Origin of the sequence: Pseudomonas sp. BN417 (assembly GCF_029871205.1) — a bacterium.
Lineage (GTDB): Bacteria > Pseudomonadota > Gammaproteobacteria > Pseudomonadales > Pseudomonadaceae > Metapseudomonas.
The window spans coordinates 1-11,784 of record NZ_SSOJ01000103.1; the positions used below are offsets into that span (position 1 = coordinate 1).

Annotated in this window: 12 protein-coding genes; 5 read left to right on the forward strand and 7 right to left on the reverse strand. The window is 65.4% G+C overall.

Translation table 11 applies throughout. The features are described 5' to 3' along the window. Positions 1 to 428 precede the first annotated feature (428 nt). On the reverse strand, positions 429 to 1,208 hold the full coding sequence (locus tag E8F11_RS12525; protein WP_280289145.1) for an exodeoxyribonuclease III: 780 nt from the start codon (positions 1,206 to 1,208) through the stop codon (positions 429 to 431). Between the two features lie 80 nt (positions 1,209 to 1,288). Here E8F11_RS12525 and pyrE point away from each other — a divergent pair, with 80 nt between their 5' ends. Together pyrE and E8F11_RS12535 are read left to right on the forward strand one after the other, a co-directional pair. Next, entirely contained in the window at positions 1,289 to 1,930 is a 642-nt protein-coding gene (pyrE, locus tag E8F11_RS12530) for an orotate phosphoribosyltransferase (RefSeq protein ID WP_280289146.1), read from the forward strand. A 22-nt stretch (positions 1,931 to 1,952) separates the two neighbouring features. Beyond that, positions 1,953 to 2,546 carry a DUF4124 domain-containing protein gene (locus tag E8F11_RS12535; protein ID WP_280289147.1) on the forward strand — a complete coding sequence of 198 codons (594 nt, stop codon included), beginning with the start codon at positions 1,953 to 1,955 and terminating at the stop codon, positions 2,544 to 2,546. Between the two features lie 2 nt (positions 2,547 to 2,548). On the opposite strand, the gene E8F11_RS12540 is transcribed toward E8F11_RS12535, so the two are convergent. The 5 genes from E8F11_RS12540 to coaBC all read right to left on the reverse strand — a co-directional run bounded on the left by E8F11_RS12540 (position 2,549) and on the right by coaBC (position 8,275). After that, entirely contained in the window at positions 2,549 to 2,992 is a 444-nt protein-coding gene (locus E8F11_RS12540) for a thioesterase family protein (RefSeq protein ID WP_280289148.1), read from the reverse strand. A gap of 61 nt (positions 2,993 to 3,053) precedes the next feature. Continuing rightward, complete coding sequence (gene argB, locus E8F11_RS12545) at positions 3,054 to 3,959, reverse strand: acetylglutamate kinase (RefSeq protein WP_280289149.1); 906 nt, start codon at positions 3,957 to 3,959, stop codon at positions 3,054 to 3,056. 21 nt (positions 3,960 to 3,980) lie between these two features. After that, a complete protein-coding gene (gene algC / locus E8F11_RS12550; RefSeq protein ID WP_280289154.1) occupies positions 3,981 to 5,378 on the reverse strand; it encodes a phosphomannomutase/phosphoglucomutase in 1,398 nt (465 codons plus the stop codon). Between the two features lie 1,226 nt (positions 5,379 to 6,604). After that, on the reverse strand, positions 6,605 to 7,060 hold the full coding sequence (dut, locus tag E8F11_RS12555) for a dUTP diphosphatase (RefSeq protein ID WP_280289150.1): 456 nt from the start codon (positions 7,058 to 7,060) through the stop codon (positions 6,605 to 6,607). Between the two features lie 6 nt (positions 7,061 to 7,066). Next, on the reverse strand, positions 7,067 to 8,275 hold the full coding sequence (gene coaBC / locus E8F11_RS12560; protein WP_280289155.1) for a bifunctional phosphopantothenoylcysteine decarboxylase/phosphopantothenate--cysteine ligase CoaBC: 1,209 nt from the start codon (positions 8,273 to 8,275) through the stop codon (positions 7,067 to 7,069). A gap of 137 nt (positions 8,276 to 8,412) precedes the next feature. On the opposite strand from coaBC, the gene radC reads away from it, so the two are divergent. Next, positions 8,413 to 9,087, forward strand: coding sequence for a DNA repair protein RadC (gene radC, locus E8F11_RS12565; protein WP_280289151.1), 675 nt, complete (start codon positions 8,413 to 8,415; stop codon positions 9,085 to 9,087). On the opposite strand, the gene E8F11_RS12570 is transcribed toward radC, so the two are convergent. Continuing rightward, complete coding sequence (locus E8F11_RS12570; RefSeq protein ID WP_280289152.1) at positions 9,084 to 10,658, reverse strand: ABC transporter substrate-binding protein; 1,575 nt, start codon at positions 10,656 to 10,658, stop codon at positions 9,084 to 9,086. The two genes, radC and E8F11_RS12570, sit on opposite strands and share 4 nt — an antisense overlap. Before the next feature lie 359 nt (positions 10,659 to 11,017). Here E8F11_RS12570 and rpmB point away from each other — a divergent pair, with 359 nt between their 5' ends. Further along, positions 11,018 to 11,254: a 50S ribosomal protein L28 gene (gene rpmB / locus E8F11_RS12575; RefSeq protein WP_280289153.1), complete on the forward strand. Its 237-nt coding sequence runs from the start codon at positions 11,018 to 11,020 to the stop codon at positions 11,252 to 11,254. Between the two features lie 10 nt (positions 11,255 to 11,264). Continuing rightward, positions 11,265 to 11,420: a 50S ribosomal protein L33 gene (gene rpmG / locus E8F11_RS12580; RefSeq protein WP_003464575.1), complete on the forward strand. Its 156-nt coding sequence runs from the start codon at positions 11,265 to 11,267 to the stop codon at positions 11,418 to 11,420. Positions 11,421 to 11,784 lie beyond the last annotated feature (364 nt).

The window sequence follows — 11,784 nt, forward strand, 5'->3', positions numbered from 1 at the left end:
TGGCTTCGCCAAACTTCCCTCGCTCCATCGTTGCGCCGGGGGCCCGGCGTGAGGGGCCATCCCTGGCCCCGCACGCCTCTCGCGGCATCCATGCCGCTCGTCCCCCTGCGCAACGCTTCCGCTCGGCCTTCTGACGGGGCAGAGTCGCTGCCCCACCTCTTCTGCACAGGTTCAGGCACTGACCAGGCGTCAGGATTACCGCGTCCTGTCCGGCGCGAGTCCCCCCTCTCCTCTTCAGGGAGACGGGCGGGGGTGAGGGATGTATCAGGCTGGTGCGCAGGCCTGAAAATACCGTGTTAGAGCGCCTTATTCGATGCAGCAACAGCTAGCGCAGACATAGCCAATTCATTCGCCTAACGTCCCGCAGGGGCGTCAACAGAGGGACAAAAGAAAAAGCCGGCGCGAAAGCCGGCTTTTTTCTGCCTCGATCAGACGCTCAGCAGCCAGTCGTAGTCGACGATCAGCGGCGCGTGCTGGGAGAAGCGCGGCTGACGCGGCAGGCGGGCGCTGCGCACGAAGCGACGCAAGCCCGGCGTGAGCACCTGGTAGTCGAAGCGCCAGCCGAGGTTGAGCATCTCGGCCTGCTCGCTGTCCGGCCACCAGCTGTACTGGTCGCCTTCGCGGCTGACTTCACGCAGCGCGTCGACGTAGCCCATGTTGCCGAACACCTCGTCCATCCAGGCACGCTCGGGCGCCAGGAAGCCGGGGAGTTGCTGGCAGTCGCGCCAGTTCTTCACGTCCAGCTTCTGGTGGGCGACGTAGAGCGAGCCGCAGTAGATGTACTCGCGGCGCTTGCGGCGCTGCTTGTTCAGATAATGGGTGAGGTCGTCCATGAACTTGAACTTGTGGTTCAAGTTCTCGTCCCCGCCTTGCCCGGAAGGCAGCAGCAGGGTGGCAATACTCACTTTGTCGAAATCTGCCTGCAGGTAGCGTCCGTATCGATCGCAGGACTCGAAGCCGAGTCCCCAGATCACCGCCTTGGGTTGCAACCGCGAATAGAGCGCCACACCACCTTGGGTGGGCACTTCGGCATCGCCGGCGTAGAGGAAATAACCATCCAGTTGGAAGGCAGGGTCGTCCAGGTCGAAGGCGGAGGCACGGGTATCTTGCAGGCAGATCACGTCGGCATTCTGCGCCTGCAGCCAGCTGAGGAGACCTCGCTCGGCCGCGGCTTGAATACCATTCACGTTCACACTGATGATCCGCATAAATGGCCCCCAAAAACACGTGCGTGTATGATACCCGAGCTCTTTCTTTTTAGCTAAATCCGTGCCGTCCGAGGCTTTTCATGCAGGCGTACCAACGCGATTTCATTCGCTTTGCCATCGAGCGCGGAGTACTGCGTTTCGGTGAGTTCACTCTCAAGTCCGGGCGTACCAGCCCCTATTTCTTCAATGCAGGCCTGTTCAACAGCGGCCTCGCCCTCGCCCAGCTCGGCCGATTCTATGCCGCTGCAGTGGTCGATAGCGGCATTCCTTTCGATGTGCTGTTCGGCCCGGCCTACAAGGGTATCCCGCTGGCCGCCGCCACCGCCGTGGCACTGGCCGAGCATCATCAGATCGACACCCCGTGGTGCTTCAACCGCAAGGAAGCCAAGGACCACGGCGAAGGCGGCACCCTTGTGGGCGCGCCGCTGGCTGGTCGCGTGATGATCATCGATGACGTGATCACCGCCGGTACCGCCATCCGCGAAGTGATGCAGATCATCCAGGCGCAGGATGCCCAGGCGGCCGGCGTTCTCATCGCCTTGAACCGCCAGGAGCGCGGCCAGGGCGAACTCTCGGCTATACAGGAAGTAGAGCGTGACTTCGGCATGCCGGTGGTCAGCATCGTGTCCCTGGAGCAGGTACTGGAGTACCTGGCCGGCGATGCCGAGCTGAAGAAGCATCTGCCGGCCGTGGAAGCCTATCGCGCCAACTTCGGTATCTGACCATTCGGGGCTGGGAGTCCTCATGCTGAAACCGCCTGCACTCCGCCATTGCGTGTTGCTGGGGTTGTTGCTGCCCGCGCTGTCCGGGGCGGTGGAGTTGTATCGCTACGTCGACGACAAGGGTGTGACCGTGCTGGATCGCCAGGGCGTGCCGCCGGAGTTCATCGGCAAGGGCTATGAGGTGCTCAACGAGCAGGGCCGGGTCATCCGCGTGATACCGCCGGCGCCCAGCCGCGAGGAGATGCAGCGGCAGCTGGATGAAAAGGCTCGGGCCAGTTCCGATGCCCAGTTGCTGCGGCTCTACACCAGTGTCGAGGATGTCGATCGCGCCCTTGAGCGCAAGCTGGCCGAGCTGGATGGCCTGATCGGCGTCGCCCGCGGCAACCAGCAGTCGCTGCGTACCCAGCAGGCCAACCTGCAGAGCCAGGCGGCCGAAAACGAACGGGCCGGACGCGAAGTCCCGGCCCACCTGGTGGCGCAGATCGATAACCTGCGCGAAGAACAGAAGCGCCTGGACAAGGACATCGCCCGCTACGAGCGGGACCGCGAGGCCGCGAAGAACAGCTTCGCCGCCGACCGCGCGCGTCTGGCTAAACTGCTCAGCGGCACGCGCTAGCGTCAGTCCGCTGGCGCGCACCGCTCGAAGCCGCGCACCCGTTCCCTCAGCCAGTCCGGCAGCCGCAGGCTCTTGCGGTTGGCGGCGTCGGCGTGCACGTAGACCACCTCGCCCGACGTGAGCTGCTGCTCGCCGCGCCAGATGCCCAGCTCGAAAGCCATGCTGGCGCCTCCCAGGCGGCTGACGCGCACGCCTATCTCCAGCGGGTCGTCGAAGCGCGCCGGCGCCAGGTATTCCAGCAGGGTCTTCACCGCGAAGAAGTCGCCGCCGTCCTTGAGCAGGTCGGCCGGATAGGCCACGTCCATGGCGCGGAAGTATTCGGTGATGGCGACGTCGGCATAGGTCAGGTAGTTGCCGTTGAAGACGATGCCTTGCGGGTCCACCTCAGCCCAGCGCACGCGCAGGCCATGGAAGAAGCTGAAATCTTCGCGGGGCAGGTTGGCCATGCCGGGTTCCTCGAAAAAGAACAGGCCGGATCGCTCCGGCCTGTCTGGGTGTCGCTCGGGTTCAGGAACGCTTGCGGTTGGTGATCAGCGTGCCGACGCCAGTGTCGGTGAAGATCTCCAGCAGCACCGCGTGGGGCACGCGGCCGTCGATGATGTGCGCGGCGTTCACGCCGCCCTGCACCGCATCCAGCGCGCAGCGGATCTTCGGCAGCATGCCGCCGTAGATGGTGCCGTCGGCGATCAGGTCATTGACCTGCTCGGTGGACAGGCCCGTAAGCACCTTGCCCTGCTTGTCCATCAGGCCGGCGATATTGGTCAGCAGCATCAGCTTCTCGGCCTTCAGCGCCTCGGCCACCTTGCCGGCCACCAGGTCGGCATTGATGTTGTAGGACTCACCATTGACGCCAACGCCGATGGGCGCGATCACCGGGATGAAGTCGCCTTTGACCAGCATGTTCAGCAGGTCGGTGTTGACGCTGGCGACCTCGCCCACGTGACCGATGTCGATGATTTCCGGCTGGGTCATCTCCGGGGTCTGGCGGGTGACGGTGAGCTTCTTGGCGCGGATCAGCTCGGCGTCCTTGCCGGTCAGGCCGATGGCGCTGCCGCCGTGGCGGTTGATCAGGTTGACGATGTCCTTGTTCACCTGGCCGCCCAGGACCATCTCCACCACGTCCATGGTCTGCGCGTCGGTCACGCGCATGCCGTCGACGAAGTGGCTCTCGATGGACAGGCGCTTGAGCAGGTCACCGATCTGCGGGCCGCCGCCGTGCACCACCACCGGATTGATGCCGACGGCCTTCATCAGCACCACGTCGCGGGCGAAGCTGGCCTTCAGCTCGTCGCTTTCCATGGCGTTGCCGCCGTACTTGACCACCAGGGTCTTGCCGACGAAGCGGCGGATATAGGGCAGCGCTTCGGACAGGACCTGGGCGACTTGGGAAGCAGCGTCGAGGCTGAGGGTCATGCGGGGCTCCAGTGACACGGATCAGAACGGCAGATTGAGTTCAGGGGCGATGAGGGTGAGCTGGCTGCGGAACACCTGCTTGATGCGCTCCAGTTCTTCCTCGGTGTCGGCCTCGAAGCGCAGCACCAGCACGGGAGTCGTGTTGGAGGCGCGGACCAGGCCCCAGCCCTTTGGATAATCGACACGCACGCCATCGAGGGTAGTGAGGTTGGCTTCGCCCCAGCTGGCCTCGCGTTGCAGGCGCTCGATCAGGCGGAACTTGTTCTCGTCGGTGACGGTGATGTTGATTTCCGGAGTGGAGACGTCCTTGGGGAAGTCCGAAAACACAGTTTCGGCGTCGCGTTTTTCCTGGCTGAGGATTTCCAGCAGGCGTGCGGCGCTGTAGATGCCGTCGTCGAAGCCGTACCAGCGCTCCTTGAAGAAGATGTGGCCGCTCATCTCGCCGGCCAGCAACGCACCGGTTTCCTTCATCTTCTTCTTGATCAGCGAGTGACCGGTTTTCCACATCACCGGACGGCCGCCGTAGCCGCTGATGAGGGAGGTCAGGCGACGGGTGCACTTGACGTCGAAGATGATGTCCGCGCCCGGGTTGCGCGACACCACGTCCTTGGCGAACAGCATCAGCAGGCGGTCGGGGTAGATGATGGAGCCGGTATTGGTCACCACGCCGACGCGGTCGCCGTCGCCGTCGAAGGCCAGGCCCAGGTCGGCGTTCTCTTCCTTGACCTTGGCGATCAGGTCTTCCAGGTTCTCGGGCTTGCCCGGGTCCGGGTGGTGGTTGGGGAAGGTGCCGTCGACATCGCAGTAGAGCGGGATCACGGTGCAACCCAGGGCTTCGATCAGCTGCGGGGCGATCACGCCGGCCACGCCGTTGCCGCAGTCCACAACCACCTTCATCGACTTGGCCATGGCGATGTCATCGCGGATTTCCTGGAAGTAGCGATCCAGGATTTCTACCGCTTCGACGCTGCCGACGCCGGCGGCCAGGTCGTTGTTCTTGATGCGGGTGTGCAGGGCGGTGATCTGCTCGTTGGCCAGGGTTTCGCCGGCGACCATGATCTTGAAACCGTTGTAATCCGGCGGGTTGTGGCTGCCGGTGAGCATCACGCCGGACTTGCCGGCCAGGACGTTGGCCGCGTAGTAGAGCGCCGGGGTCGGCACCATGCCGACGTCGCTGACCTGGCAGCCGCAATCCACCAGGCCCTGGATCAGGGACTGCACCAGCTCGGGGCCGGACAGGCGGCCATCGCGGCCGACCGAGACGCAGGGTTCGCCGCGGGCCAGGCTTTCCGAGCCGATGGCGCGGCCTACCCAGTAGGCGGTTTCGGTGGTGAGGGTATCGCCGACCACGCCGCGGATGTCGTACGCGCGGAAGATGCTGGCGGGCAGGTTGGGGGCGATCTGTTCGATGCTCGTCATGGCGGGGGCTTGCTCCAATCCCAGGAGGTCCTGGTCTTCGTCGAGGATGTCGATATCGAGAATGTCGGTATCGTGGAAAAGTGGGTCGGCCGGCTTGGTGGGCGCCGGTGCAGCGGGGCTGCTGGCGGCCGCCAGGGCCGGTCCCTTGTCCGGAGCCGGATCCGGTTTGCGCCTGGGCTGGCGGGCAAGCGCCTGGGCCAGACTGTCCAGCGCCGGCAGGCGCAGACTGAAGGCTTTGACGCTCCCGCCGTTCGAGAGTTCTTGCAACATTTGATTGAGCTGCCGAGCGTCATCGCGCAGCTTGCGCTGCAGCGCGCCCTGGCTGAGCTTCAGGCCGAGCACGGCGCCGCCCAGGGCGAGCAGGGCAGCCAGTGCGAGCAGCAGGGGCGAGATGGTCGCTCGGGTGGTGGCCGGGCCTGCGGTGAAGCTGAGCTTCCAGTTCGGATTGCCGCTGTCCAGGGCAAGGGGCGCGGCGTCGCCTGCCTGGCCGATCTGGGCCAGGATCTGGGCCGGGGCGTTGCTGAACTGCTGGGTCAGCTGCAGTCGGCCGACCTCCGCCGGCAGGGGCGGCAGGTTGTGCAGCAGATGCTGGAGGTCAAACACCAGCAGCAGCGTGCCCTGGGGCGCGGCCTGATCGTTCAGGCGCACTGGTGCAGCGCTGTAGACCAGCCAGCGCTGGCCCACCCTGTAGGCCTCGGGGCTGGGCTGCTGGCCGTTTTCCAGTCGGCGCAGCAGATCCAGGGCGGCATAGTTCATCGGAGCTGCGCGCTGGCTGTTCTGCTGCGCCTGGCCGGGCAGGTTGAGGTGCGCGTCGACCACGCCGTCGCGGTAGCCCAGGCTACGCTCGGCGGCCTTCAGCTGGACGGCGTCGCCGCTGTTGAGGGCGTCGATCAGGCTGGGATCGTGGGCCGCGACGGCGGTGTCCGCGCGCAACTGGGCGATGGCCTGGCGCAGGGTGGCCGCTTGGCTTCCGCTCCAGGCCTGGCTGAGCTGGTCGACCCGGTCCTGTTCAGTGGGATGGATCACGCCGAACCAGAGCAGGGCGCCAGCGGCGGCTATGCCACCCAGGGCGGCGAGCACGCCGGGAAGCTGGTCGTCCGAACCCTTGGCGCGGGCCCTGGCTTCACCCGGCGGGCGGGGCGAGCTGTTGGGGGCGGCGTCCTTGCTGCTGCGCTTGAAGAGTTTCACTGAACGTCTCCTCGGCGGTTCGTCCTGATGTTAGGCGTTCAGTGGCTGCCGGTGTGACCGAAACCGCCGGCGCCACGCTGGCTTTCGTGGAACTCCTCGACCAGCTCGAAGTGCGCCTGGACCACGGGCACCAGGATCAGCTGGGCGATGCGCTCGCCGATGGCGATGCGGAAGGCGGTCTGGCCGCGGTTCCAGCAGGAGACCATCAGTTCGCCCTGGTAGTCGGAATCGATCAGGCCCACCAGGTTCCCCAGTACCACGCCATGTTTGTGGCCCAGGCCCGAACGCGGCAGGACCAGGGCAGCCAGGCCCGGGTCGGCGATGTGAATCGACAGGCCGGTGGGGATGAGGATGGTCTGGCCCGGCTCGAGGATGACTTCTTCCTTGAGCATGGCGCGCAGGTCGAGGCCTGCGGAACCCGGAGTGGCGTATTGCGGCAGCGGGAATTCGCTGCCGATGCGGGGATCGAGGATCTTGGCTTGCAGTGAGTGCATGGAGTCTCAGGCCTGGTTGAGGCGGTCGGCGATGAAGGCGATCAGCTGGCGGGCGATCTTGCCCTTGCTGGTCTGGGCGAAGCTGCTCTGACCCAGGTCGCGGTCGATGACGGTGATGGCGTTTTCCTCGCTGTTGAAGCCGATGCTGGGGTTGGCCACGTCATTGGCGACTATCAGGTCGAGATTCTTGTCCTTGAGCTTGCGCGAGGCGTACTCGAGGAGGTTTTCGGTTTCGGCGGCGAAGCCCACGCTGAAGGGGCGATCGGCCCGGCCGGCGAGGGTCGCGAGGATATCGGGGTTGCGTACCAGCTGCAGCAGCAGACCTTCGCCGCTGGTCGGGTCCTTCTTCATCTTGTGCTGCGCGACCACTTCCGGACGGTAGTCGGCCACCGCGGCGGCGGCGATCAGCAGGTCGCAGGGCATCGCCGCTTCGCAGGCGGCGAGCATGTCGCGGGCGCTGACGACATCGATGCGATTGACCCGGTCCGGAGTGGGCAGGTGCACCGGGCCGGTGATCAGGGTCACCTTGGCGCCGGCTTCCACCGCGGCCTCGGCGAGGGCGAAGCCCATTTTCCCGGAGCTGTGATTGGTGATGTAGCGCACCGGGTCGATGTTTTCCTGGGTCGGGCCGGCGGTGATCAGCACATGGCGGCCGGTCAGGGCGCGGTGCTCGAAGCAGTCGGCGGCGCGCTGGGCCAGTTCCTCGGCTTCCAGCATACGGCCGAGGCCAACGTCGCCGCAGGCTTGGCTGCCGGCTGCCGGGCCGAACAGGCGCAGGCCGCGTTGGGCGAGGAGCTCCAGGTTGGTCTGGGTGGCCGGGTCGCGCCACATGGCCTGGTTCATCGCCGGGGCCAGGGCCACGGGAGCGTCGGTGGCCAGCACCAGCGTGGTCAGCAGGTCGTCCGCCACGCCCTGGGCCAGGCGCGCCATGATGTCGGCGGTGGCTGGCGCAATCAGCACCAGGTCTGCCCAGCGGGCCAGCTCGATATGCCCCATGGCCGCTTCGGCGGCGGGGTCGAGCAGGTCGAGGTGGACGGGGTGTCCGGAGAGGGCCTGCAGGGTCAGCGGGGTGATGAACTCACGGCCGCCCTGGGTCATCACCACGCGGACCTCGGCGCCCTGGTCGCGTAGGCGGCGAACCAGTTCAGCGCTCTTGTAGGCGGCAATGCCGCCGCCCACGCCCAGGAGGATGCGTTTCCGATAGAGCCGCTGCATAGGCCTGCCTTTCATGGAAGTTGACGATGCGCAACGGCGAAGGCGCCTCCCCAGGCCGATCGCCGCGCAAAAAAGGTGGGTTAAGATAGCACAGCGCCCGTACTGGAACAGCGGCGCCGCTCAACCATGGAGGTGTCATGAGCATCCGTAATTGGCCTGCGGCAGAACGCCCGCGGGAGAAGCTTCTCGAACTGGGCGCGGCGGCCCTCAGCGACGCCGAACTCCTCGCCATTTTTCTCCGTACCGGCGTTGCCGGGCGCAGCGCCGTGGACCTCGCCCGCCATCTGCTCGATGACTTCGGCAGCCTGCGTGCGCTGCTGGAGGCCGAGCTGCATGACTTCACCCAGCATCTCGGCCTGGGGCCGGCCAAGTACGCCCAGTTGCAGGCGGTGCTGGAGATGGCCCGGCGGCACCTGGCCGAACGGCTGCGCCGCGACTCCGCGCTGGAAAGCCCGCAGGCGGTGCGCGACTACCTCAAGGCGCAGCTGCGCCATTCCCGGCATGAGCAGTTCGCCTGCCTGTTCCTCGACGCCAAGCACCGGGTGCTGGCCTTCGAGGTGCTCTTCCACGGCACCATAGACGGTGCCAGCGTCTATCCGCGCCAGGTGGTCAAGCGTGCCCTGGCGCACAATGCGGCGGCCATCATCTTCAGTCACAACCACCCTTCGGGCGTTGCCGAACCCAGCGAGGCCGACCGTCAGCTGACCCTGCGCCTCAAGGAGGCGTTGGCGCTGATCGACGTGCGGGTGCTGGACCACTTCGTCGTCGGCGACGGCGAGCCGCTGTCGATGGCCGAGCGCGGCTGGGTCTAGTCCAGCTTCACCCGGGAAAAATCCTGCCGGCCAAAGGGGCTGACCTGGTAGCCCGCTACCTCGGCGCGGGTCAAGGCGAAGGCGGTCGGGTGGGCGAGCGGCAGCCAGAGGGCCTGTTCGCGAATGATCCGCTGGGCCTTTTCATAGAGCGCCGTGCGCTCGGCCGGGTCGGCGTGCGTCTTGCCGTCGCTGATCAGCTTGTCCAGCCCGGCGTCGCAATAGCGCGCGAAGTTGAGGCCGGACTGCACCGAGGCGCAGGAAAACTGCGGTGTGAGGAAGTTGTCCGGGTCTCCGTTGTCGCCAGCCCAGCCCATGAACAGCAGGTCGTGCTCGCCGGCCTTGGCGCGACGGATCAGTTCGCCCCATTCGATCACGCGGATTTCGGCCTGGATGCCCACCTTGGCCAGGTCGGCCTGCAGCAGCTGGGCGCCGAGGCTGGGGTTGGGGTTGAGCAGGCTGCCGGAGGGGCGGGTCCAGATAGTGGTCTTGAAACCGTCCTTCAGGCCGGCCTCGGCGAGCAGCGCCTTGGCCTTCTGCGGGTCGTGCGGGTAAGGCGGCAACTGTTTGGCGTAGCTCCAGGTGTTCGGCGGGTAGGGGCCGTCGGCGGCGCTGGCGCTGCCCTCGAATACCGCCTTCAGGTAGCTGGCCTTGTCAAAGGCAAGGTTGATCGCCTGGCGCACCTGAGGCTTGTCCAGGGGCGCGTGCTGGCTGTTGATGCCGACGAAGGCGGTCATGAAGGCCGGGGTCTGGATGGTCCGGATATTCTTGTCGCCGGCAGCGGACTGCACGTCCAGGGGCTTGGGCGACAGGGCTATCTGGCATTCGCCGCGGCGCAGCTTCTGCAGGCGCACGTTGGCGTCGGGGGTGATGGCGAAGACCAGGCCGTCCACGCCCGGCTTGCCGGCGAAGTAGTCGGGGTTGGCGGCGTAGCGTACCGCGGCGTCCTTCTGGAAGCGCTTGAAGACGAAGGGGCCGGTGCCGATGGGCTGGGCATTGAGCTTTTGCGGAGTGCCGGCCTTCATCAACTGCTCGGCGTACTCGGCGGAATAGATGGAAGCGAAACCCATGCTGAGGGTGGCGAGGAAGGTGGCGTCCGGTTTGTTCAGGGTGAAGCGCACCTGCTGGTCGTCGACCCTGTCGATGCTCTTGATCAGGCTCGGCAGCTGCATGGACTGGGCGTGGGGAAAGCCGCTCTGGGCCACCTTGTGCCAGGGGTTGGCCGGGTCGAGCATGCGCTGGAAGCTGAAGACCACGTCTTCGGCGTTCAGCGGCCGGCTCGGCTTGAAGTAGTCGGTGCTGTGGAAGGCCACGCCCTTGCGCAGGTGGAAGCTGTAGCTGAGGCCGTCGGGCGCGACATCCCAGCGCTCGGCCAAGCCCGCCACCAGTTGCCCACGCTGGGCATCGAACTCCACCAGGCGGTTCATCAGCACGTCGGCCGAGGCGTTGGTGGTGGTCAGGGAGTTGTACTGCACCACGTCGAAGCCTTCGGGGCTGGCCTCGGTGCAGACGCTTAGGGTAGCGGCCTGGGCGAGCAGCGGGGCGAACAGCAGCGGAAGGGCGGCAAAACGCATGGCAGACTCCTTTGCGATGACTGACGGGCCCGTGGCGGGCCAAAAGCCTTACCCTAGACGAAGGCTGGTCGGCGGACAATGCATGGTTGGCGACGAGCGGTCGCTTCTTCCGCGCGGCCTTGCCGTGGCGGCGCAGGCGCAGATTCGACCCCGCCTGGCCTGTGGGTAAAACGCTCCGGCCCTTGCTGCACTAGGGTCTTTCTGATATAAAGCAGCGCTCTTTTCTGGGGGCCCGGTCTTTCGCAGTCATTGTGCGGCCGGTAAGACCCTGACGAGACGGGCGCTTCAGCGCCCATTAAAGTGAGAGTTCAAGCGGCCAACCCATGCCGGGTTGGGCATGTGGTTTAGAGGGCTGAGGCATGTCGAGAGTCTGTCAAGTAACCGGTAAGGGTCCGGTTACCGGGAACAACGTTTCCCACGCAAACAACAAAACCCGTCGTCGTTTCCTGCCGAACCTGCAGCATCACCGCTTCTGGGTCGAGTCCGAGAAGCGCTTCGTGCGTCTGCGCGTTTCCGCCAAGGGCATGCGCGTTATCGACAAGCGCGGTATCGATGTCGTGCTGAGCGAGCTGCGTGCTCGCGGCGAAAAGGTTTAAGGAGCTAATCATGCGTGAACTGATCCGTTTGGTGTCCAGCGCCGGTACCGGCCATTTCTACACCACCGACAAGAACAAGCGCACCACTCCCGACAAGATCGAAATCAAGAAATTCGATCCGGTCGTGCGTAAGCACGTGATGTACAAGGAAGCCAAGATCAAGTAATTGATCCGGCCCTTGTCGAAGAAGCCCGCCTAGTGCGGGCTTTTTCATGCCCGCGATTTCTCGCCGGTTTGCAGTTGTAGGATGGGACGGGCGGCGTTCCGCGAGCGGAGCGATACCCATGCTGCCATGTAGAGCCTGATGGGTATCGCAGGCTCCACCCATCCTACAAATTCCCTTGCAGCACCCATAAAAAAGGTTCTTCGCGGATTACCGGGGAGATTTTGCTCAGACCGGATTGGCAATCTGGTGTGAGTGAGGCTTGAGGTTCTGGTGTTCAGCTCATTGCCGAGCGGGCTTCAGGTCTCTGTTTCGCCCTCCCGGGCGAGTCCCTTTTCCAATCGCCGGATGGCCGGCCCCGTGAAAA

Coding starts and splice junctions, on each gene's coding strand:
- rpmG (WP_003464575.1), top strand. CDS start 11,265: ATGCGTGAACTGATCCGTTTGGTGTCCAGCGCCGGTACCGGCCATTTC.
- E8F11_RS12540 (WP_280289148.1), bottom strand. CDS start 2,992: ATGGCCAACCTGCCCCGCGAAGATTTCAGCTTCTTCCATGGCCTGCGC.
- dut (WP_280289150.1), bottom strand. CDS start 7,060: ATGCACTCACTGCAAGCCAAGATCCTCGATCCCCGCATCGGCAGCGAA.
- E8F11_RS12570 (WP_280289152.1), bottom strand. CDS start 10,658: ATGCGTTTTGCCGCCCTTCCGCTGCTGTTCGCCCCGCTGCTCGCCCAG.
- E8F11_RS12535 (WP_280289147.1), top strand. CDS start 1,953: ATGCTGAAACCGCCTGCACTCCGCCATTGCGTGTTGCTGGGGTTGTTG.
- argB (WP_280289149.1), bottom strand. CDS start 3,959: ATGACCCTCAGCCTCGACGCTGCTTCCCAAGTCGCCCAGGTCCTGTCC.
- radC (WP_280289151.1), top strand. CDS start 8,413: ATGAGCATCCGTAATTGGCCTGCGGCAGAACGCCCGCGGGAGAAGCTT.
- rpmB (WP_280289153.1), top strand. CDS start 11,018: ATGTCGAGAGTCTGTCAAGTAACCGGTAAGGGTCCGGTTACCGGGAAC.
- E8F11_RS12525 (WP_280289145.1), bottom strand. CDS start 1,208: ATGCGGATCATCAGTGTGAACGTGAATGGTATTCAAGCCGCGGCCGAG.
- coaBC (WP_280289155.1), bottom strand. CDS start 8,275: ATGCAGCGGCTCTATCGGAAACGCATCCTCCTGGGCGTGGGCGGCGGC.
- algC (WP_280289154.1), bottom strand. CDS start 5,378: ATGACGAGCATCGAACAGATCGCCCCCAACCTGCCCGCCAGCATCTTC.
- pyrE (WP_280289146.1), top strand. CDS start 1,289: ATGCAGGCGTACCAACGCGATTTCATTCGCTTTGCCATCGAGCGCGGA.